This window comes from Paenibacillus sp. GD4 (assembly GCF_030846225.1).
Classification (GTDB): domain Bacteria; phylum Bacillota; class Bacilli; order Paenibacillales; family NBRC-103111; genus Paenibacillus_G; species Paenibacillus_G silviterrae.
This window is the reverse complement of the sequence record NZ_JAVCYK010000001.1, coordinates 2,325,439-2,349,021: the sequence shown is the minus strand read 5'-3', so window position 1 is coordinate 2,349,021 and position 23,583 is coordinate 2,325,439. Positions and strand designations below refer to the sequence as shown.

Annotated in this window: 17 protein-coding genes, 2 tRNA genes, 5 rRNA genes and 1 other RNA gene; 24 read left to right on the top strand and 1 reads right to left on the bottom strand. The window is 52.4% G+C overall.

The genetic code is table 11. The features are described 5' to 3' along the window. Positions 1 to 82: 82 nt before the first annotated feature. A complete protein-coding gene (locus RAC89_RS11070; protein ID WP_306613483.1) occupies positions 83 to 511 on the top strand; it encodes a YwiB family protein in 429 nt (142 codons plus the stop codon). Here the strand turns inward: RAC89_RS11070 and RAC89_RS11065 are convergent. Continuing rightward, complete coding sequence (locus RAC89_RS11065; protein WP_306613481.1) at positions 508 to 1,686, bottom strand: S8 family peptidase; 1,179 nt, start codon at positions 1,684 to 1,686, stop codon at positions 508 to 510. The two genes, RAC89_RS11070 and RAC89_RS11065, sit on opposite strands and share 4 nt — an antisense overlap. A 411-nt stretch (positions 1,687 to 2,097) precedes the next feature. On the opposite strand from RAC89_RS11065, the gene rpoE reads away from it, so the two are divergent. From rpoE to RAC89_RS10950, 23 genes are all read left to right on the top strand, one after another. Further along, the gene (gene rpoE / locus RAC89_RS11060; RefSeq protein ID WP_306613479.1) at positions 2,098 to 2,682 is read left to right on the top strand and encodes a DNA-directed RNA polymerase subunit delta; all 585 of its coding nucleotides are present in this window, start codon (positions 2,098 to 2,100) and stop codon (positions 2,680 to 2,682) included. A 288-nt stretch (positions 2,683 to 2,970) separates the two neighbouring features. Then, positions 2,971 to 4,578 (top strand): CTP synthase, encoded by a 1,608-nt coding sequence (locus RAC89_RS11055; protein WP_306613477.1) that lies wholly within the window; start codon positions 2,971 to 2,973, stop codon positions 4,576 to 4,578. A 224-nt stretch (positions 4,579 to 4,802) separates the two neighbouring features. Beyond that, the gene (locus RAC89_RS11050; RefSeq protein ID WP_306613475.1) at positions 4,803 to 5,195 is read left to right on the top strand and encodes a response regulator; all 393 of its coding nucleotides are present in this window, start codon (positions 4,803 to 4,805) and stop codon (positions 5,193 to 5,195) included. A gap of 252 nt (positions 5,196 to 5,447) precedes the next feature. Next, the gene (gene fba / locus RAC89_RS11045; protein ID WP_284642835.1) at positions 5,448 to 6,302 is read left to right on the top strand and encodes a class II fructose-1,6-bisphosphate aldolase; all 855 of its coding nucleotides are present in this window, start codon (positions 5,448 to 5,450) and stop codon (positions 6,300 to 6,302) included. Positions 6,303 to 6,421: 119 nt separating this feature from the next. Then, positions 6,422 to 7,675 carry a UDP-N-acetylglucosamine 1-carboxyvinyltransferase gene (locus RAC89_RS11040; RefSeq protein ID WP_284642834.1) on the top strand — a complete coding sequence of 418 codons (1,254 nt, stop codon included), beginning with the start codon at positions 6,422 to 6,424 and terminating at the stop codon, positions 7,673 to 7,675. Between the two features lie 113 nt (positions 7,676 to 7,788). After that, positions 7,789 to 9,096: a transcription termination factor Rho gene (gene rho, locus RAC89_RS11035; RefSeq protein ID WP_306613473.1), complete on the top strand. Its 1,308-nt coding sequence runs from the start codon at positions 7,789 to 7,791 to the stop codon at positions 9,094 to 9,096. Between the two features lie 40 nt (positions 9,097 to 9,136). Next, complete coding sequence (locus RAC89_RS11030) at positions 9,137 to 10,402, top strand: radical SAM family protein (RefSeq protein WP_306613471.1); 1,266 nt, start codon at positions 9,137 to 9,139, stop codon at positions 10,400 to 10,402. 86 nt (positions 10,403 to 10,488) lie between these two features. Further along, positions 10,489 to 10,686 carry a 50S ribosomal protein L31 gene (gene rpmE / locus RAC89_RS11025; RefSeq protein WP_284642831.1) on the top strand — a complete coding sequence of 66 codons (198 nt, stop codon included), beginning with the start codon at positions 10,489 to 10,491 and terminating at the stop codon, positions 10,684 to 10,686. A gap of 85 nt (positions 10,687 to 10,771) precedes the next feature. Next, positions 10,772 to 11,164: a hypothetical protein gene (locus tag RAC89_RS11020; RefSeq protein ID WP_306613468.1), complete on the top strand. Its 393-nt coding sequence runs from the start codon at positions 10,772 to 10,774 to the stop codon at positions 11,162 to 11,164. A gap of 48 nt (positions 11,165 to 11,212) precedes the next feature. Next, positions 11,213 to 11,476, top strand: an RNA gene (gene ffs, locus RAC89_RS11015) — signal recognition particle sRNA large type. A 167-nt stretch (positions 11,477 to 11,643) separates the two neighbouring features. After that, on the top strand, positions 11,644 to 12,705 hold the full coding sequence (locus RAC89_RS11010) for an ATP-binding protein (RefSeq protein WP_306613467.1): 1,062 nt from the start codon (positions 11,644 to 11,646) through the stop codon (positions 12,703 to 12,705). A 92-nt stretch (positions 12,706 to 12,797) separates the two neighbouring features. Beyond that, on the top strand, positions 12,798 to 14,534 hold the full coding sequence (gene dnaX, locus RAC89_RS11005; RefSeq protein ID WP_306613466.1) for a DNA polymerase III subunit gamma/tau: 1,737 nt from the start codon (positions 12,798 to 12,800) through the stop codon (positions 14,532 to 14,534). A 24-nt stretch (positions 14,535 to 14,558) separates the two neighbouring features. Then, the gene (locus RAC89_RS11000) at positions 14,559 to 14,870 is read left to right on the top strand and encodes a YbaB/EbfC family nucleoid-associated protein (RefSeq protein ID WP_284642827.1); all 312 of its coding nucleotides are present in this window, start codon (positions 14,559 to 14,561) and stop codon (positions 14,868 to 14,870) included. Positions 14,871 to 14,945: 75 nt separating this feature from the next. After that, complete coding sequence (recR, locus tag RAC89_RS10995; RefSeq protein WP_284642826.1) at positions 14,946 to 15,542, top strand: recombination mediator RecR; 597 nt, start codon at positions 14,946 to 14,948, stop codon at positions 15,540 to 15,542. A 113-nt stretch (positions 15,543 to 15,655) separates the two neighbouring features. After that, positions 15,656 to 15,934: a DUF2508 family protein gene (locus RAC89_RS10990; protein ID WP_306613465.1), complete on the top strand. Its 279-nt coding sequence runs from the start codon at positions 15,656 to 15,658 to the stop codon at positions 15,932 to 15,934. Between the two features lie 3 nt (positions 15,935 to 15,937). Beyond that, positions 15,938 to 16,204: a pro-sigmaK processing inhibitor BofA family protein gene (locus RAC89_RS10985; RefSeq protein ID WP_306613463.1), complete on the top strand. Its 267-nt coding sequence runs from the start codon at positions 15,938 to 15,940 to the stop codon at positions 16,202 to 16,204. A gap of 196 nt (positions 16,205 to 16,400) precedes the next feature. After that, positions 16,401 to 17,935 (top strand): 16S ribosomal RNA (locus RAC89_RS10980). 137 nt (positions 17,936 to 18,072) lie between these two features. Next, a 5S ribosomal RNA gene (rrf, locus tag RAC89_RS10975) occupies positions 18,073 to 18,189 on the top strand. A gap of 45 nt (positions 18,190 to 18,234) precedes the next feature. Further along, positions 18,235 to 18,311 (top strand) — tRNA-Ile (locus RAC89_RS10970). Between the two features lie 20 nt (positions 18,312 to 18,331). Beyond that, positions 18,332 to 18,407 (top strand) — tRNA-Ala (locus RAC89_RS10965). A 192-nt stretch (positions 18,408 to 18,599) separates the two neighbouring features. After that, a 23S ribosomal RNA gene (locus RAC89_RS10960) occupies positions 18,600 to 21,513 on the top strand. An 83-nt stretch (positions 21,514 to 21,596) separates the two neighbouring features. After that, positions 21,597 to 21,713: ribosomal RNA gene (rrf, locus tag RAC89_RS10955) — 5S ribosomal RNA — on the top strand. 329 nt (positions 21,714 to 22,042) lie between these two features. Continuing rightward, positions 22,043 to 23,577: ribosomal RNA gene (locus tag RAC89_RS10950) — 16S ribosomal RNA — on the top strand. Together the 16S, 23S and 5S rRNA genes with 2 tRNA genes alongside form the textbook arrangement of a ribosomal RNA operon. The last annotated feature ends 6 nt before the right edge of the window (positions 23,578 to 23,583 follow it).

The window sequence follows — 23,583 nt, the reverse complement described above, 5'->3', positions numbered from 1 at the left end:
ATGGGGCTCTGCAGTTGGCTTCTTGCTGCAAAACTATATACAATATAAGCACGATCTTGAACAAGGAGCGTCGTGAAGCCTTATGTCCCATTCAGATAAAATTCCCGTGCAGCTTACTATTGAAAGCACCCCGGAGGGCGGGGAGCCCATCGTGCAGCGGGTGCAGGCGGACCTTTATCCCAAGGAGGGCTGCTGGTACCTGCGTTATAACGAGCCGGAATCGGCTCAGCTGGGGAGAACGGCTACTACGATGCGCATCGACCGTGAGCAGGTCCGCATCCTTCGCCAGGGCGATGTGCGTTCCGAGCAGATCTTCGTGCCAGGAGGGAAGCGCCTTGGCTATTACGATACGCCCCAGGGCAAGCTGGAGCTGGAGACGGCGACCGGCGAATTGACCATCGGTCTGCAAGGAGCTGCCGGGCTGGGCGAAGTCCGGTGGAGCTACGACCTTACCGTCGCCGGCGAGAGCGCAGGCCGGTACCGGCTGCGCCTCTCCGTCTCTGCTCTCTAGTCTCCGGCTGCCGCGGCGGAGACCACGCGCACCGCGTGAATCTCCCTGGCGCTGCCCACCTTGCCCGGCTTAAGAATCATGCGTCCATGGCGCTTCAGCAGCGCTTTGATCTGGCGCGGCCGCATGCCCGGCTGCTTGGCAAGCAGCAGCGCGATGACGCCTGTCACATGAGACGTGGCCATCGAGGTGCCGCTGAGTACATGATACCTCCCCCTTAACCAGGTGGAATAAATTTTTTCTCCCGGCGCGTAGATGTCAATCTGCCTACCGATGTTGCTGAAGCTGGCCACTTGCCCTTTGCGGTTGGTAGCCCCTACGGCAATCACCTGGCTCAGCCGCGCGGGATAATCGACCTCGGTTTTTCTCCCGTCGTTGCCCGAAGAGGCGACGATGATCACACCGGCCTGGTAAGCGTACTTTACGGCGGCCTCCAGCGCCTTACTGTACGTTTTCATGCCGAAGCTCATGTTGATGATGTCCATACCGTTTCTTACGCACCACTCAATGCCGCTGATGATGTCTGACACGTAGGCGCTGCCTTGGTGGTCGAAGGCTTTGACCGGATGTATATACGCCTGCGGCGCTACGCCGATAATCCCGCCGCCTCTCGTATACCCGGCAATCGTTCCGGCGATATGCGTGCCGTGTCCGTTGTCGTCGATAGGCAGCAGCTGCCGGTTCAATACATTGAAGCCTCCTGCCAGACAATGTCTAAGGTTGGGATGCGAATAATCGGCTCCCGTGTCCACTACGCCGATATGGATCCGCTCCCCTTGCGATTTGCTCCATACCTCCGGTGCCCGAATATGCTTGATTCCCCAAGGGATGACAGTCTGCTCCTCCCCGAGGGTGGGCACCCCCTGCTGCAGTGAGGCCGTTTTCTTGCTTAAACGATGAACCTTCATTCGGATGTTGGCTTCAATCGAGCGGATAAACGGAAAAGCGGCCGGTTTGGCCGGGATGCGAAGCGTGCAGGCCATCCCCTGGATCAAGGGGAGCGGCTGCACGCGGCGCAGCTGCGGAAGGGACTTGCGGCGCTGCCTGAGCAGGCGGGAGCAGGCCCGAAACTCTTGCACGCTGTCAAAGCGGATGATGTGCCGTTTATCGGCATGCTCCGAGGCTCCCTCCATGGCACCGAGGAGCCAGGATAAGAATGTTGAAGGTAACACCAGCATCCCTCCACTCCTGTAGAATCACTTTTTGTATCCTATGTGGAAAGCCTCTCCTACGCCTGAGCACATGGCCCTTTCTAAAATAATTGGGTGCGTAGCCGTGTCAAGATTCCGCAGCCTACATACGATACAAGAGGAGGACATCATACTGTTCTCTTCCTATCAGGTTGGGGGAGGGCATCCTTTGTCCCGTAAGACTCGCCTGGGGGATACAGTCGGAGCGAAGGAACGGACGAATGCAAAGCGCGCTTAGGTTAGCCTGAGGGCGTCGACGCTGCCGGCCGTTCCTTCGCTTCTTTCTGCGGAAGCGGCGGGGACGCCTTGCATTTTTACCTAAAATAAGGTTTACTTATTGAAGATAGTGGATATTTTAGATGATGTCGTTATCAATGTCTGAAGGGATGTGCCCTGGGAATGAGTTCACAGTACCAACTGAAGATAGGCAGCGAGCAGGCCAAAGAAATGCCGATGGTGGACCTTGCTTTTGAGCTGCTGAAGTCGGCGAATACGCCGTTTTATTACAGGGATTTGATGGCGGAGATCGCCAGAATCAAGGGTTTGTCTGATGATGAAGTGATGCAGGTGATTGCTCAACTATATACGGAAATCAATATTGACGGTCGTTTCGCTTGCGTAGGCACGAATCTTTGGGGTCTGAAGCGCTGGTATCCGGTGGAGAAGTCCGAGGATGCGGTAGGCACCGGCAAGCGTCCGCGCATTATCAACGACGAGGACGACGATCTCGACGACGAGGATCTGTTCGCCGAAGAAGAAGACACTTACGTGGAGGAGGAGGATTACGACTCCTTCGATAAGGTGCGTGATGACTTCGATGAGGTAGAGGAAGCCGAGGAAGAGACGGAATTCTTCGAGGATGAGGAAGCGGAGGAAGAGATCGAGGACGTCGGCCTGGAGGGTGAAGAGGGCGAAGCGGAGGAAGATTTCGAGGATGAAGCCGCGGATGATGAATTCGAAGATGAGGAAGAGGACGACAAGTAAGGCCGTTTCGAGAAAACCATGGCCGGTTGTCTTGACAGGCACAGGTGGATAAGAGTAAACTATTTTTTGGGCTTTAGATAGACGATTCGGACTATGAAAGTGCCCCGTTTGCCAACGGGGGACTTTTTTCTTTTTCAAGTCATAATGAAGCGGCAGGTATTGACCTAGGCTCTGCATCGTATGACTTCGGTAAACGAGCCGTTTTTGGACGGCAAACTTGTTTACTAAGGATGGTTGGAATTCGGATTCGGACGCGCTCTGTTCATCAAATTCGGGAGGTATAGCATAATGACGAAGTATATTTTCGTGACGGGGGGCGTTGTATCCTCGCTTGGGAAGGGGATTACGGCGGCATCGCTGGGGAGGTTGCTGAAGAACCGCGGTCTGAAGGTAACGATCCAGAAGTTTGACCCGTACATTAACGTGGATCCCGGAACCATGAGTCCTTATCAGCATGGTGAGGTTTTCGTAACGGACGACGGAGCCGAAACGGACTTGGATTTGGGCCATTACGAGCGGTTTATTGACATCAACCTGTCCAAGAACAGCAATGTGACGACAGGTAAAGTATACTCTTCGGTCATAGCCAAGGAGCGCCGCGGTGAATATTTGGGCGGAACGGTTCAGGTCATTCCTCATATCACCAACGAGATCAAAGAGCGCGTATTCCGGGCAGGCAGGGAAGCTCACTCGGACGTGGTCATCACGGAAATCGGCGGTACGGTCGGCGATATCGAGAGCCTGCCGTTCCTGGAGGCCATTCGTCAAATCAAGAGCGATATCGGCCGGGATAACGTCATGTATATTCATGTAACATTAATTCCGTATTTGAAGGCAGCGGGCGAAGTCAAAACGAAGCCGACACAGCATAGTGTCAAGGAGCTTCGCAGCATCGGGATCCAGCCGAACGTGGTCGTATGCCGTACGGAGCATCCGCTTTCGGAAGATATGAAGCGCAAGCTGGCGCTGTTCTGCGATATTGATCCTAATGCTGTGGTAGAGTGCCGCGATGCCGAGACGCTGTACGAGGTGCCCATGATGCTTCGCGAGCAGGGGCTGGATGACATCGTGGTAAACCACCTGAAGCTGAACTCGCCGAAGCCGGCGCCGGATATGACGGAGTGGGAAGCGATGGTCGACCGCGTTAAATCCTTGCAGCATACGACCGAGATCGCGATTGTGGGCAAATACGTCGCCCTGCACGACGCCTACCTGAGTATCGTGGAAGCGCTTGGCCATGCAGGGATCGATTGCAATACGGAAGTGAAGATCCGCTGGGTGAATGCGGAGGAAGTATACGATCATAACGTGGCTGAGTTGCTAGCCGGCGTTCAAGGAATTCTGGTGCCTGGCGGTTTCGGCGACCGGGGGATCGAAGGTAAGGTTAGCGCGATCCGATATGCGCGGGAGAACAACATTCCGTTCTTCGGCATTTGCCTTGGCATGCAGGTAGCCGTAGTCGAATACGCGCGTTCCGTAGTGAAGCTTGACGGAGCGAACAGCTCCGAGATTAATCCTACGACGCCTTACCCGGTCATCGACCTCCTGCCGGAGCAGAAGGACGTAGAGGACCTGGGCGGTACGATGCGTCTCGGATTGTATCCTTGCAAGCTCAAGGAAGGCTCCTTGGCGATGCAATGTTATAATGACGAGCTGGTTTATGAAAGACACCGTCATCGCTATGAATTTAACAATGTATACCGCGAGATGATCGAGAACGCAGGCCTCGTGATTTCAGGTACAAGCCCGGACGGCCGATTGGTGGAAATTATCGAGTGCCCGAACCATCCTTGGTTCCTCGCGGTACAATTCCATCCGGAGTTCATTTCCAGACCGAATCGTCCTCAGCCGCTTTTCAAGCATTTCGTACAAGCAGCATTCCAGCTGTCCCGTTAATCCGGGCTTTGCGCCGCATACTCTCCAGGGTATGCGGCGCTGTTGCCTCATCCGGTAACTGCTTAAATTGTAAAAAGTTTCATTTTTCTTGTTGCGGCAAGAAGGATTTGGGCTTCGAGTAGCGAATAGTTTGTTTTAACCATAAACAACGATCACTGTGATGTGCACCTAACATCCAATGCGTTCATTACTGTCGGAATTCACAGACTTGGGAGGGTACCGCAATGAAGAAGAAGCTGCTTATCGTTGACGACCAGAACGGGATCCGCATTTTGCTGATGGAAGTGTTCAGCAGTGAAGGGTATGAAACGTATCAGGCTTCGAACGGGAAGCTTGCGCTCGAGATCGTCCGTAATGTCTCGCCGGATCTCGTCCTGCTGGATATGAAGATTCCCGGAATGGACGGCTTGGATATTCTTAAGCATATCAAGAGCATCGACGCTTCGATCAAGGTCATTATGATGACGCCATACGGTGAACTGGATATGATTAAGGAGGCAACCGATCTTGGCGCCATCATGCACTTTACGAAGCCTTTCGACATCGATGAGCTGAGACAAGCCGTGAATCATCATTTGAAAACACCGAAGAACAATTCCTTCGCTGTAGGTTCCTGACAATAGTGCCGGGGAACAGCCACTTGTTTAGAGTGCCGGTTCTCCGGTTTTTCTTTTTATCGTTAATCCGCTCTTTCCTGTCCATTCGATAAGCCAAGCATGCCGGTGCTTCCTCCATAAAGCCCGTCGGACCGGCTTTTTTTGGCGTGTTGTTAACCTTTGAAAACATATATGCTATAATGGGTCAGTATGACATAAAGAGCGGTACGTTCCACTCGGATAGGTCAACTATACATAGGAGGAATCGAAACCATGCCACTTGTTTCAATGAATGAGTTTTTGCCGAAGGCGAAGGCTAATAAGTTTGCCGTAGGTCAGTTTAACATGAACAACCTGGAGTTTGCCCAAGCTATTACGGAAGCTGCAATGGAGCTGAACTCTCCATTCATCTTTGGTGTTTCCGAAGGCGCCCTGAAGTACATGGGTATGGAGTACACGGTAGCTATCGCAGAAGCGGCTGCTAAGAAATCCGGTTTGCCGATTGCACTTCACCTTGACCACGGCAGCAGCTTTGAGGTTGCCATGAAGTGTATCCGTGCCGGCTTCAGCTCCGTTATGTTCGATGGCTCTCACTACTCCTTCGAAGAGAACATCCGCTTGACGAAGGAAGTTGTTAAGGCAGCTCGTGCCATGGGCGTGTCCGTTGAAGGCGAACTCGGAACGATCGGCGGGGTGGAAGACGACATCAGCGTGGACGAGTCCGATGCGAACCTGGCTAAGCCGGAGGAAGCGATCCGCTTCTACGAAGAAACCGGCGTAGATTGCCTTGCTATCGCAGTAGGAACGGCTCACGGTATGTATGCCGGTGAACCGAACATCCGTTTCGATATCATTGAGAAGGTATCCAGCGCGATTCCTGTTCCTGTTGTATTGCACGGCGGCTCCGGCGTTCCTGATGAAATGATTCGTCAGTCGATCGCTGCAGGTGTTGGCAAAATCAACGTGAACACAGAGAACCAAGTGGCTTGTACGCAAACCATCCGCGAAGTTCTGAACAAAGACGCGAAAGTATACGATCCTCGTAAATACCTCACTCCAGCCCGCAACGCCATGGTAGACGTAGTTAAGTCCAAAATCCAATTGTTCGGCAGCGCAAACCAAGCTTAATTATAAAGGAATGGGGAGGTACACCTGCAAAGGTGTATTTCCCTCTCTTGCTTCAATTCGGAATGATTGCTTCAGTTTGTTAACGCTTTAAAGCAGCGATGTGGGAGGAAGAACAGCGAATGGAGAAATTGATGGTGACCGGCGGACGTCCTCTGCGGGGAACGGTGACGATCAGCGGTGCGAAGAACAGTGCTATAGCCCTGATTCCAGCCGCTATTATGGCAGAGACGGCGGTAACACTGGACAACTTGCCCCACTTAAGTGATGTGGTGATTTATACGGAAATTTTGGAGGAGCTTGGTGCTACGGTATCCTGGAACGAAGATCAGATGGTCATCGATCCGAGCCGGTTAACCTCGAAACCGATGCCTAACGGCAATGTCAAGAAGCTTAGAGCTTCGTATTATTTAATGGGTGCGCTTCTTGGGCGTTTTGGAGAAGCGGTTATCGGTCTTCCCGGCGGCTGCAACTTTGAACCGCGTCCGATCGATCAGCATGTGAAGGGTTTTGAAGCGCTGGGTGCGCAGGTTACCAATGAACATGGAGCATTGCATATTAAGGCCAAGCAATTGCGCGGGGCCAAGATTTATTTGGATGTCGTCAGTGTAGGTGCGACGATTAATATTATGCTGGCGGCTTCAAGAGCCAAAGGCGTCACAATTATCGAAAATGCGGCAAAAGAGCCTGAAATTATAGATGTAGCAACCTTGCTTAACTCCATGGGAGCCAAGATTAAAGGAGCCGGCACTGAAACGATTCGGATCGAAGGCGTTGACAGTATGCATGGCTGCCGCCACTCCATCATCCCTGACCGTATTCAAGCGGGCACATACATGATCGCCGCTGCGGCAACTCGCGGAGACGTTGTGGTAGACAATGTAATCCCGAAGCATATGGAAGCGATGACGGCCAAGCTGCAGGAAATGGGCGTTCATATTTATGAAATGGACGAATCGATCCGAGTTGTCGGTCAAGCCCTCTATGAGCCGGTGGATGTAAAAGCTCTGGTATATCCCGGTTTCGCAACCGATCTTCAATCCCCAATGACCAGTCTGCTGACCCAAGCGAAGGGTGTCAGCGTCTTGACGGACTTCGTATACAGCAATCGTTTCAAGCATATCCCTGAATTAACTAGAATGGGTGCGCGCATTAAGGTAGAAGGCCGATCCGCTGTGATCGAAGGCGGGCCGCTGACGGCTGCGAAGGTAAAGGCTACGGATTTGCGGGCCGGTGCTGCGCTTGTCATCGCAGGCTTGACCGTGACGGATGGAATCACCGAGATCACCGGCGTTGAATATATTGACCGGGGATATGACCATCTGGTTATGAATCTATCAAATCTGGGTGCGGAAGTTTGGCGCGAAGAAGAATAGAGTTTGGTATAGATTGTAACCGGTTTGGGCAATGCTAGAGAGTATATTTGCCGGAAATCGATGAATAGGGCTTACTATGCCATGAAAATTTAATAGTTTGGTGGTTATAAACAATGGATATGCATCTAGCTCAACTAGAGGCACTGAAACTTACGGAATTATACAAGCTGGCCAAAAAGCATCAAATTGCGAATTACGGTCAGCTTCGTAAAAAAGAACTTATTTTTGCTATTTTACGAGCGCAAGCAGAGCAAGGCGGCCTCATGTTTATGCAGGGCGTCCTGGATATTCTGCCGGAGGGCTTCGGCTTCCTTCGTCCGATCAACTATTTGCCAAGCTCCGAGGACATCTACATCTCCGCTTCGCAAATTCGCAGATTCGATCTTCGTTCCGGAGACATTGTATCCGGGAAGTGCCGTCCTCCGAAGGAGAACGAACGATATTTCGGATTGCTTCATGTGGAGGCCGTCAACGGCGAAGATCCGGAAACGGCCGCAGAACGACTTCATTTTGCCGCACTAACTCCGCTATACCCGCAGAAAAAGCTTGGCTTGGAAACCACTCCAACCCGTTATTCCACCCGATTGATGGACTTATTGGCCCCAGTAGGCTTCGGACAGCGCGGATTGATTGTAGCTCCACCCAAAGCGGGTAAAACGCTACTGCTGAAAGAAATCGCTAACAGCATTTCCGAGAACTATCCCGATGCCCATCTGTTTGTGCTGCTGATTGATGAGCGGCCGGAGGAAGTAACGGATATGCAGCGTTCCGTCAAGGGCGAGGTGGTGGCTTCCACCTTCGACGAGCTGCCGGAGAACCATATCAAGGTTGCGGAGCTTGTCCTTGAGCGGGCACAGCGTCTTGTGGAGCATAAGAAGGACGTCATCATTCTTCTCGACAGCATCACCCGGTTGGCGCGAGCGTACAACTTGGTTGTTCCGCCGACAGGCCGAACCTTATCCGGCGGTATTGACCCTGGAGCGTTCCATCGTCCGAAGCGGTTCTTCGGAGCGGCTAGGAATATTGAAGAGGGCGGCAGCTTAACGATCCTTGCAACGGCCCTAATTGAAACAGGTTCCCGTATGGATGATGTCATTTATGAAGAATTCAAGGGAACCGGTAATCTGGAGCTGCATCTGGACCGCAAGCTGGCGGAAAGACGGATTTTCCCTGCGATCGATATTCGCCGCTCCGGTACTCGTCGTGAGGAGATGCTGCTCACGAAGGAAGAGCTTGATAAGGTATGGGCGATCCGCAAGAGCATGAATGACTCTCATGAATATGTAGAAGCTTTCATCAAGAAGCTGGCGGATTCCAAAACGAACCAAGAGTTTCTGGATAACCTCGATACTCCGGGCGGAAACGGGAATCAAACCGGAGGCGGCGGTTCCTCGCGGCGCGTGAAGCATTCCGTTTCGTAATTTCGCTTCGCTGAATCTAAGCGGCAGAAGGAGTCACATCATGAATTTGGTTTATGCCGATAAAGACGGCAATGTATACGATCACCCCGAGTACTCCGGTCTCGGACGAAGCGGGGAAATGGTCATAGATATTATGGAAGAAGAGCTGATTCCGCTACCTGAGGGTGCTACGCTGGTAAGCCTTCCGCACACCCGCCCTGTAGGGATCCATAATCGTACCGGAAAAATGCAGGTGGTTCCCGGTGAAGTAACCGCCGTAGGTGCGCTCCTGCCACAGGGCTTTACTCGCTTGATGCTGCCGGGCTATGCCAAGTCCGATTCCACGCAGCTGCTTCCCCTTTTTGGCTATACGGCTGTCGTATGGAAGGATGGCGGCTTCTACGTAGCCGCGGAGCAAAGTGATGAGCCGGAGCGCTGGAACCCTCGTAACTGCGATCCCGATGAGCTTGAGCTGAAGGTGGGCGAGCTCCGAAATAAATATAGCGAGAATCGGTTGTACGAGCATCTTTCCAATTGTGCCCTGGGCTATGAGTGTCTCACTGCCTCGAACACATTCCTGGGACGCTGGGAAGGAGCGGTTCCGGTATCGTTCTCCTGTAATGCCGGATGCTTCGGTTGTATTTCCGAGCAGCCGGAGGACAGCGGATTTCCTGCGCCGCAGACGCGGATGAACTTCCGTCCGACGGTACAAGAGGTCGTTGAAGTCATGATGGAGCATCTGCGCACCCCCGAGAGCATCATCAGCTTCGGCCAGGGCTGTGAAGGCGAGCCTTCGACGCAAGCGCCCATTATCATCGAAGCGATCCGGGAAGTCCGCCGTCGTACGAATACGGGATATATTAATATCAACACGAATGCCGGCCTGACGGATCATATTCGCGGCATTGTGGATGCCGGATTAAATTTGATGCGGGTCAGTACGATCAGTGCATTGGACGAGCACTATAACGCCTATTACAAGCCTCGCGGCTATACGCTCAAGAATGTGGAGAAATCGCTTCGTTATGCGGCGGACAAGGGAGTGCTCACTTCGATTAATTACTTGATCTTCCCGGGAGTAACAGACCGTGAGGAAGAGATGGAGGCGATGATCGAGTTTGCACGCCGAACAGACCTGAAGCTGATTCAACTCCGTAATTTGAACATCGATCCCGAAAGCTATTTGAAGCTTATCCCTCCTGCACAAGGCGAAATCTATGGCATGAAGCAAATGCTCGAGATTTTCCGTCAGGAGCTGCCGAATGTGGTGCTTGGCTCCTATACGCACATCCCGGATGATCTGATGAAGAAACACTTGCAACGGTAACTCAGGCCGTGATATAATCCGTTCGTGTGTGTTCTAACGATAACTCTGATTCACATGGTGTTTCAGGGCATAAAGAGGTGAAAGAAATGAAAACTGAGATTCAACCGAAATATCACCTGACAACAGTTACTTGTGCTTGCGGTAACGTGTTCGAATCAGGCTCCGTTAAGCAAAACCTTCGTGTTGAAATTTGCTCCAACTGCCATCCGTTCTTCACTGGTAAGCAAAAATTCCTGGATGCCGGCGGCCGTGTGGACAAGTTCAAGAAGAAATACGGTATCTAATAGTTGTCAATGCCGTCTCGGCATAATCGCACCTTCTCGGGTCATCCTAAGATTGATATCTTAGCGACCCGTAGGAGGTGTTTTTATGTTCGCCAGGAAGATAGGACTGATCCTCAGCTTGTGTGCCCTTAGCGCCGGACTTGTCGGCTGCGGAGCCCGATCGGACAACGGCTCCCGGATGCAATCGTATCCTCAGGATGGTTATTTAGGGATTACCGATGTGAACCCGAACCATCCGCTCAGCCCGACGTATCACCATTACCAGGATGATCTAGCCATGATTGATCGGACCGCGAGGCAGGTATCCGGCGTTACGGGCGTTTCCATTCAGGCGGACGGATTGGATGCCCGTGTGCGTATTTCCGTATTAACGACGGACCGGGCTGAAGCCGAACGGATTCGCGCGGAAGTCTACCAGCGTATCATCGAGAATGTGCCACGATACAATCTGGAGGTTACAACCGTAACTGCTAAATAAATCCCCCAGGTTGCTATTTCGAATCGAATGTTCTATACTCTATCTATGCCGTGCTAGACGGGGAGGTAGCGGTGCCCTGTAACCCGCAATCCGCTACAGCGGGGTTGATCGCCTAACAGCGGTATTACGATGTGAGGCTTGGGTCTTAAAGTTGGTGTTGAGAGTCGGGTCCTCCGCAATGGATGCCTGCGAATCTGGTCAGGTCCGGAAGGAAGCAGCCATAAGCAGGATGTTCCATGTGCCGGAGGGTGGCCTAACTTGAGCTGACGATAAGAATTCCACTTGGATCGTAATATCCATGTAGGTGCACGGTTTACATAACGAATCCGGTAACGTCGAGATGCAGCTTTTGCATCATCGACGTTTTTTGCTTTTTGCGAATTCAACCTTAAGTTTTCTTTTGTTAACCTATAGAAGGAAAATGAAAATTTTAGGAGAATTCCTATACTAAAGTTTACCCAACCGGAGGAGGGAACCCCTTGCATCAGGAATTGACTGTGCTGCAGCGATTTGCCGGTACGTTTCTTAAGGATGTCAACTTGGGCGTGATCCTTTTGAATACGGACTTTGAATTGATCGACATTAGTGATATGGCCTGCAAAGTGCTCGGAGTGCAGAAAAGCAAGGTCATGAACCGTCCGATGGAGCAAATCTTTATATCCCTTCCCCCTGAGCACCAGTTGATACAGCGGCAAATTTTGGACGGCATGATCATTCGTAATCACGCCTTGTCTTGGACGAACAATCAGCAGCGCTACGAGCTTCTGCTGGATTCGAATGTGCTTAGAGATGATGAAGACCGCATTGTGGGAGCCTACATCATTTTCAAGGACGTGACGAATCTTCGTTCCCTGGAGGAGCAGGTACAACGGAGCGACCGCCTGGCGATGATTGGCCAGATTGCAGCGGGCACGGCCCATGAGATTCGTAATCCGCTGACTTCGATTAAAGGCTTTTTGCAGGTGCTGCGGAAAACCTTCGAGGAAAATGGGATGGATCGTGAGAGCGGTTACACCGATGTGATGCTGTCGGAGATTAAACGAATCAATGAGTTAGTCAATGAATTTCTTTTGTTAAGCAAGCCGAAGCATGTTTCGTTCGAGGCTATCGATTTGTCTCAAGTGCTGAAGGATATACTCCCCATTATTAACAACGAAGCGCTTCTTCACGGGATAACGGTGGAATATGAAGCTTTGTACGGACTTCCTCATGTCATTGCCGACAAAGAGCTGCTGAAGCAGGTGTTTATTAATATTTGCAAAAATGGTATCGAAGCCATGGGTGACGCAGGACGTCTTACCATTATTGAACGGGTGGATAAGGAGGAAAGAAAGGTCAACATCGACATTCGTGATACCGGTCCGGGCATACCTCTGTTCGTCATCGATAAGATTTTCGATCCTTTCTTTACAACTAAGGCGGAAGGAACCGGCCTCGGCCTTTCGGTCTGTCAGCGCATTGTACACGACGTGGGCGGGAACATACGGGTATCCTCCAAGGGCTTCGGAACGACCTTCACGGTTAGCATTCCTTACTCTTGAAGGGCGCGTCGGCGCATCTTCGATCCTGATCTTCAAACCTTCCCCCAAGTGTAGTATAATATATGGGATAAACAATCATTGGAGAGGGCAAGATGGCACATATCGCGCTTTACCGTACGTGGCGGCCGCAGACATTCCAAGACATGGTCGGCCAGAAACATATTGTCCAAACTCTGCAAAATTCGCTTCGCGAAGGACGCTATAGTCATGCTTATTTGTTCAATGGCCCGAGGGGAACCGGGAAGACCAGTGCGGCGAAGATTTTAGCCAAAGCGGTTAACTGTCAGAACGGGCCGGGAATTGAACCTTGTAATCGCTGTGATGCTTGTCTTCGAATTACCGAGGGTTCCGTCATGGATGTCGTTGAAATCGATGCGGCTTCGAACCGTGGCGTCGAAGAGATTCGGGATATTCGGGACAAGGTGAAATATGCACCTACTGAGGTGCGCCAGAAGGTGTACATCATCGACGAGGTGCACATGTTGACCACGGAGGCGTTCAATGCGCTTCTGAAGACGCTGGAGGAACCGCCTGCGCATGTCATGTTTATTCTTGCAACGACGGAGCCGCACAAGCTGCCGGCCACGATCATCTCGCGTTGTCAGCGCTTCGATTTCCGCCGCGTCGCATTGGAAGAGCAGGTCGAGCGAATTCAGCAGGTCTGCCGGGCGGAGCATATCGAGATTGAGGATGAGGCGGCATCATTTATTGCCCGTCTATCGGACGGAGGGATGCGGGATGCTCTAAGTCTCCTCGATCAGATTATTGCATTCTCGGGCAAACGGGTCACTTATGAGGATGTACTGTCCATTACCGGCGGCATGGCCTCCGACCAGTTCGAGCGGCTGGTAGAAGCCATTACGAATAAAGATGTCGGCGCTGTCCTTCAGCTGATCGAGGCCTTTATGCAGGAGGGCAAGAGTGCAGACAAATGCATGGAAAGCCTGATTTATTATTTCCGGGACCTGCTTCTTGTCAAAATGGTTCCGAATTCCGGGGCCGTGACGGAACGGATTACCGACGTGCAGCGATTCGTAGCGGTAGCCCAGCGTTTCTCGAGCGATGCGCTCATTGCTATGATCGACACGCTGAACTATTACCAGACGGAGATGAAGTACTCCGTTCAGCCGCAAACCCTGCTTGAGGTAGCGTTAATGAAGCTATGCAGCCAGGCTGGCGCAGCTCCTATTGCTGCAACGACTGCCGGAGCTTCAACCGGTAGCCAGGACGGTCTTGTCAGTCAGCTGATGGGCCGGATCCAGCGGCTAGAAGACCAGCTGGCTCAGGTGCTTAAGAACGGTGTCGCACCGGCGAATGCTGTGCCCGCGGCTTCCTCGTCGCCAGCTCGCTCAGCCCCGGCGCCTGCAGTATCCAAGAATACCATTGCAAAGCTGGACGGCTATTTGAAGGGGCGGGACGATCCAGCATTCAAAATGATTCTGTCCGGATGGAGCCAAGTGCTCAGCCGCGTGAAGGAGCAGAAGATCACGGTTCATGCCTGGCTGGTCGATGGAGAACCCGTATCAATAAACGAAGGCAATATATTGGTAGCCTTCAAGAGCGCCATGCACCGAGAGACCACGGAGAAGCCGGCCAACAAGCAGCTGATCGAACAAGTGATCGGGGAACAGCTTGGGCAGCCTTACCGCTTGGTTACGGTAATGATCCGGGACTGGAGAGCCGCTGCAGACCAGCAGTCCTCCGAGGCGCCAAAGGAAGAGCTTAAGCTTGTGCCTGAGGACACGCAGGTGAGCGATACGAAGAAGGAATGGATTAGTGAAGCCATCCAATTGTTTGGCGAAGATTTGGTGAAAATAAAAGAAGACTGATTCGGTAGAGGAGTGCTAATCACGATGAACAATATGAACCAAATGATGAAGCAGGTTAAGAAAATGCAGGAGCAAATGCTCAAGGCGCAGGAAGAGCTTGGGCAAAAGACATTTGAAGGGACTGCGGGCGGAGGCGTCGTTGCGGTTACCGTGAATGGACACAAGAAGGTAACCGGTGTAGTAATTAAACCGGAAGCCGTAGATCCCGACGATGTCGAAATGCTTCAGGATCTTGTACTGACTGCGATCAACGATGCCATGACCAAGGCAGAAGAAACAGCCGGTAAAGAAATGTCCAAATTGACAGGCGGTATGAATATCCCTGGTTTGTTCTAAGGTTTAAGGCAGAAGGCGGCTGTACAGTCGCCTCTTTTTCTTTGTACGATTTTATTTACGTAAGGAGATACGTCCTTGTTTTATCCTGAACCCATATCTAAACTAATCGACGCGTTCTCCCGCTTACCCGGAGTCGGACCCAAAACGGCCGGGCGCCTGGCGTTTCATGTGCTTCGTATGAAGGAGGAAGACGTGATTGATTTTGCCAAGGCTCTGGTAAATGTCAAAAGAAATTTGCATTACTGCTCGGTTTGCTGCAATATTACCGATACGGATCCCTGCCGGATTTGTCAGGATAAAAGCCGCGATGCCTCCATCATTTGTGTTGTGCAGGAGCCTAAGGATTTGGTTGCAATGGAGCGGACCCGGGAGTTTCAAGGCTACTACCATGTACTTCATGGGGCCATCTCACCGATGGAAGGAATCGGACCCGATGAGATTCGAATTGCCGACCTGCTCAAGAGACTTAGTGATGAACGAGTGCAGGAGCTGATCTTGGCTACCAACCCGAATATCGAAGGCGAAGCAACGGCGATGTATTTATCCCGGCTGGTACGTCCGTTCGGCCTCAAAGTTACCCGGATTGCCCATGGACTGCCGGTAGGCGGCGATTTGGAATATGCGGACGAAGTTACGCTGACTAAGGCGCTGGAAGGCCGGCGCGAACTATAACATTAGTAAAAGGAGCCCTGGAGGCTTCTTTTTTTTGGTTCTAAGTGAGAGGTGCTTCTTATATGTATAAAAGTGTGGACAAACACTTTCGGATACGTAGGAGGAGACGAGCTATGAGAAGCTGGCTGAAGAATTGGGACAGGAAGGAAAGCAAAAGGAACGAAGAAATTCGGCAGGACCGCCTGCTCCTGCTTCAGGAGATCCGACAGGCTCATATGGATTGGGTAACGGCACAACGGCGCTTCGATTACGTGGTGGAGAAGGAGCAGATCGACTATGCGGTTTATGCTTTGGAAGCTGCGGAAAAGCGATTTGAGATGCTGATTAAACAAGCCAAGGATATAAAGCTCGTTGCAGGCGAAGTGGCGGTCAGCAGAGCGATGGGGGAATAAAGGATGAACTATGTACTGTGGGGAATACTGCTCGGTTCGGCGCTGCTTTTAATTGTAACGCTGCTTCGCAACCCGTTTGCTTTCCGATGGATGGGTATGGTTTGTCTGCAGGTTGCATTAGCCGCATTTATGCTGTATATTCTAAATCTGTTCAGCAGCTACACCAACTTGGAGCTTCCGTTAAATGCAGTAACCGTTGGGACTGTAAGCGTTCTTGGCGTGCCGGGACTGGCTATGCTGGCAGCACTCAAGCTTTGGGTGGTTGTATAGATGGGCGTTGGATAAAATTTGTTTTAGAAAAAGCTTGCATCTATATTGTTATCTGTGTTATATTAATCAAGTCGCCGCTGAAAAGGGTGACAAGATACAACAGCAATTGCCCTTTGAAAACTGAACAACGAGAGAGTGAAAATATAACGAATCTTCGGATTCGTGCTAGCTTTGAATGAGCAAGTCGAACTTTACTTTATTGGAGAGTTTGATCCTGGCTCAGGACGAACGCTGGCGGCGTGCCTAATACATGCAAGTCGAGCGAGGGTCTTCGGACCCTAGCGGCGGACGGGTGAGTAACACGTAGGCAACCTGCCTGTAAGACTGGGATAACTACCGGAAACGGTAGCTAAGACCGGATAGATGGCTTCTTCGCATGGAGGAGCTTGGAAACACGGCGCAAGCTGTGGCTTACAGATGGGCCTGCGGCGCATTAGCTAGTTGGTGAGGTAACGGCTCACCAAGGCGACGATGCGTAGCCGACCTGAGAGGGTGATCGGCCACACTGGGACTGAGACACGGCCCAGACTCCTACGGGAGGCAGCAGTAGGGAATCTTCCGCAATGGACGAAAGTCTGACGGAGCAACGCCGCGTGAGTGATGAAGGTTTTCGGATCGTAAAGCTCTGTTGCCAGGGAAGAACGTTCCGGGGAGTAACTGCCCTGGAAATGACGGTACCTGAGAAGAAAGCCCCGGCTAACTACGTGCCAGCAGCCGCGGTAATACGTAGGGGGCAAGCGTTGTCCGGAATTATTGGGCGTAAAGCGCGCGCAGGCGGTCTTTTAAGTTTGGTGTTTAAGCCCAGGGCTCAACCCTGGTTCGCACTGAAAACTGGGAGACTTGAGTGCAGGAGAGGAAAGTGGAATTCCACGTGTAGCGGTGAAATGCGTAGAGATGTGGAGGAACACCAGTGGCGAAGGCGACTTTCTGGACTGTAACTGACGCTGAGGCGCGAAAGCGTGGGGAGCAAACAGGATTAGATACCCTGGTAGTCCACGCCGTAAACGATGAGTGCTAGGTGTTAGGGGTTTCGATACCCTTGGTGCCGAAGTAAACACAGTAAGCACTCCGCCTGGGGAGTACGCTCGCAAGAGTGAAACTCAAAGGAATTGACGGGGACCCGCACAAGCAGTGGAGTATGTGGTTTAATTCGAAGCAACGCGAAGAACCTTACCAGGTCTTGACATCCCTCTGAATGTCCTAGAGATAGGGCAGGCCTTCGGGACAGAGGAGACAGGTGGTGCATGGTTGTCGTCAGCTCGTGTCGTGAGATGTTGGGTTAAGTCCCGCAACGAGCGCAACCCTTGATTTCAGTTGCCAGCATTGAGTTGGGCACTCTGAAGTGACTGCCGGTGACAAACCGGAGGAAGGTGGGGATGACGTCAAATCATCATGCCCCTTATGACCTGGGCTACACACGTACTACAATGGCCGGTACAACGGGCAGCGAAGGAGCGATCCGGAGCGAATCCTTAGAAGCCGGTCTCAGTTCGGATTGCAGGCTGCAACTCGCCTGCATGAAGTCGGAATTGCTAGTAATCGCGGATCAGCATGCCGCGGTGAATACGTTCCCGGGTCTTGTACACACCGCCCGTCACACCACGAGAGTTTACAACACCCGAAGTCGGTGGGGTAACCGCAAGGAGCCAGCCGCCGAAGGTGGGGTAGATGATTGGGGTGAAGTCGTAACAAGGTAGCCGTATCGGAAGGTGCGGCTGGATCACCTCCTTTCTATGGAGTCCATGATGGCTGCAGGCCATCGGACATTAAAGCTGACAACTGACGTCGTTCCACGATGTAACAGTTGCAGCGAACTCACTCTCCTCGTTGTTCAGTTTTGAAAGGTGCAATGCCTTTCAAGTAAGTCGTTTGGTGATGATGGCGGAAGGGAACCACGCGTACCCATACCGAACACGACCGTTAAGCCTTCCAGCGTCGATGGTACTTGGACCGAAGGGTCCTGGGAGAGTAGAACGTCGCCAAGCGAACCCACCTTCGGGTGGGTCCTATTTTTGCCGTAAAGCTTTTGAGGGCCCTTAGCTCAGCTGGTTAGAGCGCACCCCTGATAAGGGTGAGGTCGGTGGTTCGAGTCCACTAGGGCCCACCATTTTAAGTTAATATTCTCTTGGGGCCATAGCTCAGCTGGGAGAGCGCCTGCCTTGCAAGCAGGAGGTCAGCGGTTCGATCCCGCTTGGCTCCACCATAACCTACCACTTGATACTTCGGTAGCAGCGTGGTAAGATGATTTTCCGCTTGTTCCTTGAAAACTGGATATCGAAACAAAGCAAAATGTCGAAGATCATCCGATCTTACAATAGCTACTAGCGAAATATGCTGTTTAAGAGTGACTTTGTGCGAAGCGCAACGGAACGAAGAAATAGCATATGAAGCGACAGGTTAAGCTAATAAGAGCACACGGAGGATGCCTAGGCACCAGGAGCCGAAGAAGGACGTGGCGAACGACGAAATGCCTCGGGGAGCCGTAAGCAGGCTTTGATCCGGGGATGTCCGAATGGGGGAACCCGCGTGAGGTAATACTCACGTACCACACAGTGAATACATAGCTGTGTAGGAGGCAGACGAGGGGAACTGAAACATCTAAGTACCCTCAGGAAAAGAAAACAAAAGTGATTCCGTCAGTAGCGGCGAGCGAAAGCGGAACAGCCCAAACCAAGGGGCTTGCCCCTTGGGGTTGTAGGACGTCAATGTGAGTGCAGGTTGGTAGGCGAACAGGTCTGGAAAGGCCGGCCAAAGTGGGTAACAGCCCCGTAACCGAAAGCAACCGAGACTCTAGACGGATCCTGAGTACGGCGGGACACGTGAAACCCCGTCGGAATCCGGCAGGACCATCTGCCAAGGCTAAATACTCCCTGGTGACCGATAGTGAAGCAGTACCGTGAGGGAAAGGTGAAAAGAACCGCGGGAGCGGAGTGAAAAAGAACCTGAAACCGTGTGCTTACAAGAAGTCAGAGCTCGTTAATGAGTGATGGCGTGCCTTTTGTAGAATGAACCGGCGAGTTACGTTTACGCGCAAGGTTAAGGTGAGAAGCCGGAGCCGCAGCGAAAGCGAGTCTGAATAGGGCGAATAAGTACGTAGACGTAGACCCGAAACCGTGTGATCTACCCCTGTCCAGGGTGAAGGTGCGGTAACACGCACTGGAGGCCCGAACCCACGAATGTTGAAAAATTCGGGGATGAGGTGGGGGTAGCGGAGAAATTCCAATCGAACTCGGAGATAGCTGGTTCTCCCCGAAATAGCTTTAGGGCTAGCCTTGGGATTGAGAGTAGCGGAGGTAAAGCACTGATTGGGTGCGGGGCCCGCCAAGGGTTACCAAGTCCAGTCAAACTCTGAATGCCGCATACTTATGCCCAGGAGTCAGACAGTGAGTGCTAAGATCCATTGTCAAGAGGGAAACAGCCCAGATCATCAGCTAAGGTCCCCAAGTGTGTGTTAAGTGGGAAAGGATGTGGAGTTGCAAAGACAACCAGGATGTTGGCTTAGAAGCAGCCACCATTGAAAGAGTGCGTAATAGCTCACTGGTCGAGTGACTCTGCGCCGAAAATGTAACGGGGCTAAACACACCACCGAAGCTATGAGTCCAATTATGGGCAGTAGGGGAGCGTTGTAACAGCAGTGAAGGTTGATCGTGAGGACAGCTGGAGCGGTTACAAGTGAGAATGCCGGTATGAGTAACGAAAAGACAAGTGAGAATCTTGTCCGCCGTAAGCCTAAGGGTTCCTGAGGAAGGTTCGTCCGCTCAGGGTAAGTCGGGACCTAAGGCGAGGCCGAAAGGCGTAGTCGAAGGACAACAGGTTGAAATTCCTGTACCACCGTGAACCGTTATGAGCGATGGGGTGACGCAGAAGGATAGTGACGCGGACTGATGGATGTCCGTCCAAGCAGCGAGGCTGGTTAGTAGGCAAATCCGCTAACCGTAAGGCTGGGCTGTGATGGGGAGCGAAATTCAAGTAGCGAAGGTCATGAGTTCAAGCTGCCAAGAAAAGCCTCTAGCCAGGGAGAAGGTGCCCGTACCGCAAACCGACACAGGTAGGCGAGCAGAGCATGCTAAGGCGCTCGGAAGAACTCTCGTTAAGGAACTCGGCAAAATGACCCCGTAACTTCGGGAGAAGGGGTGCCTCGGTAGGGTGAATAGCCCGAGGGGGCCGCAGTGAAAAGGCCCAAGCGACTGTTTAGCAAAAACACAGGTCTGTGCGAAGCCGCAAGGCGAAGTATACGGGCTGACGCCTGCCCGGTGCTGGAAGGTTAAGGGGAGCGGTTAGGGGTTAAACCCGAAGCTGTGAACCGAAGCCCCAGTAAACGGCGGCCGTAACTATAACGGTCCTAAGGTAGCGAAATTCCTTGTCAGGTAAATTCTGACCCGCACGAATGGCGTAACGACTTGGGCGCTGTCTCGACGAGAGATCCGGTGAAATTTTAATACCTGTGAAGATGCAGGTTACCCGCGACAAGACGGAAAGACCCCATGGAGCTTTACTGCAGCTTGATATTGGACTTTGGTACGATCTGTACAGGATAGGTGGGAGCCTAGGAAGCCGGAGCGCCAGCTTCGGTGGAGGCGCCGTTGGGATACCACCCTGATCGTATCGGAGTTCTAACCTGGCACCATTAGCTGGTGCGGGGACAGTGTCAGGTAGGCAGTTTGACTGGGGCGGTCGCCTCCTAAAGAGTAACGGAGGCGCCCCAAGGTTCCCTCAGAATGGTTGGAAATCATTCGAAGAGTGCAAAGGCATAAGGGAGCTTGACTGCGAGACATACAGGTCGAGCAGGGACGAAAGTCGGGCTTAGTGATCCGGTGGTACCGAATGGAAGGGCCATCGCTCAACGGATAAAAGCTACCCTGGGGATAACAGGCTTATCTCCCCCAAGAGTCCACATCGACGGGGAGGTTTGGCACCTCGATGTCGGCTCATCGCATCCTGGGGCTGAAGTAGGTCCCAAGGGTTGGGCTGTTCGCCCATTAAAGCGGTACGCGAGCTGGGTTCAGAACGTCGTGAGACAGTTCGGTCCCTATCTGTCGCGGGCGTAGGAAATTTGAGAGGAGCTGTCCTTAGTACGAGAGGACCGGGATGGACGTACCGCTGGTGTACCAGTTGTCTCGCCAGAGGCACGGCTGGATAGCCAAGTACGGAAGGGATAAGCGCTGAAAGCATCTAAGCGTGAAGCCCCCCTCAAGATGAGATTTCCCAGTATGTAAGACCCCTTGTAGACGACGAGGTGGATAGGTTCGGGGTGGAAGCGCGGCAACGTGTGGAGCTGACGAATACTAATCGGTCGAGGGCTTATCCAACAAGCATAACGACATTTGCTGAAGTTTCGAATCCAGTTTTCAAGGTGCAAGCCTTGATGGATATTTTCTAACGAAAAATCCGGTTTGGTGATGATGGCGGAAGGGAACCACGCGTACCCATACCGAACACGACCGTTAAGCCTTCCAGCGTCGATGGTACTTGGACCGAAGGGTCCTGGGAGAGTAGAACGTCGCCAAGCAGAGAGTCCTTTGGGACACCGGAGGACTCTTTATTATGCCTTACCCGAATGACTCCGGATGGAAGAATTCGGACTTGCAAAGAGAATGACAACATGATATATTATGACTCCGCCGCTTGAGAGAGCGCAGCGGAACGCAACAAACATCGTGGATCTGACCTCGCAGGAATACCTCTTGGATGGAAAAACAAAAAGTTGCAAAACATAATGAAATATGCTACATTCCTTAAGCAGTGAAATTGCCCTTTGAAAACTGAACAACGAGAGAGTGAAAATAAAACGAATCTTCGGATTCGTGCTAGCTTTGAACATGAGCAAGTCAAACTACTTTATTGGAGAGTTTGATCCTGGCTCAGGACGAACGCTGGCGGCGTGCCTAATACATGCAAGTCGAGCGAGGGTCTTCGGACCCTAGCGGCGGACGGGTGAGTAACACGTAGGCAACCTGCCTGTAAGACCGGGATAACTACCGGAAACGGTAGCTAAGACCGGATAGATGGCTTCTTCGCATGGAGGAGCTTGGAAACACGGCGCAAGCTGTGGCTTACAGATGGGCCTGCGGCGCATTAGCTAGTTGGTGAGGTAACGGCTCACCAAGGCGACGATGCGTAGCCGACCTGAGAGGGTGATCGGCCACACTGGGACTGAGACACGGCCCAGACTCCTACGGGAGGCAGCAGTAGGGAATCTTCCGCAATGGACGAAAGTCTGACGGAGCAACGCCGCGTGAGTGATGAAGGTTTTCGGATCGTAAAGCTCTGTTGCCAGGGAAGAACGTTCCGGGGAGTAACTGCCCTGGAAATGACGGTACCTGAGAAGAAAGCCCCGGCTAACTACGTGCCAGCAGCCGCGGTAATACGTAGGGGGCAAGCGTTGTCCGGAATTATTGGGCGTAAAGCGCGCGCAGGCGGTCTTTTAAGTTTGGTGTTTAAGCCCAGGGCTCAACCCTGGTTCGCACTGAAAACTGGGAGACTTGAGTGCAGGAGAGGAAAGTGGAATTCCACGTGTAGCGGTGAAATGCGTAGAGATGTGGAGGAACACCAGTGGCGAAGGCGACTTTCTGGACTGTAACTGACGCTGAGGCGCGAAAGCGTGGGGAGCAAACAGGATTAGATACCCTGGTAGTCCACGCCGTAAACGATGAGTGCTAGGTGTTAGGGGTTTCGATACCCTTGGTGCCGAAGTAAACACAGTAAGCACTCCGCCTGGGGAGTACGCTCGCAAGAGTGAAACTCAAAGGAATTGACGGGGACCCGCACAAGCAGTGGAGTATGTGGTTTAATTCGAAGCAACGCGAAGAACCTTACCAGGTCTTGACATCCCTCTGAATGTCCTAGAGATAGGGCAGGCCTTCGGGACAGAGGAGACAGGTGGTGCATGGTTGTCGTCAGCTCGTGTCGTGAGATGTTGGGTTAAGTCCCGCAACGAGCGCAACCCTTGATTTCAGTTGCCAGCATTAAGTTGGGCACTCTGAAGTGACTGCCGGTGACAAACCGGAGGAAGGTGGGGATGACGTCAAATCATCATGCCCCTTATGACCTGGGCTACACACGTACTACAATGGCCGGTACAACGGGCAGCGAAGGAGCGATCCGGAGCGAATCCTTAGAAGCCGGTCTCAGTTCGGATTGCAGGCTGCAACTCGCCTGCATGAAGTCGGAATTGCTAGTAATCGCGGATCAGCATGCCGCGGTGAATACGTTCCCGGGTCTTGTACACACCGCCCGTCACACCACGAGAGTTTACAACACCCGAAGTCGGTGGGGTAACCGCAAGGAGCCAGCCGCCGAAGGTGGGGTAGATGATTGGGGTGAAGTCGTAACAAGGTAGCCGTATCGGAAGGTGCGGCTGGATCACCTCCTTTCTATGG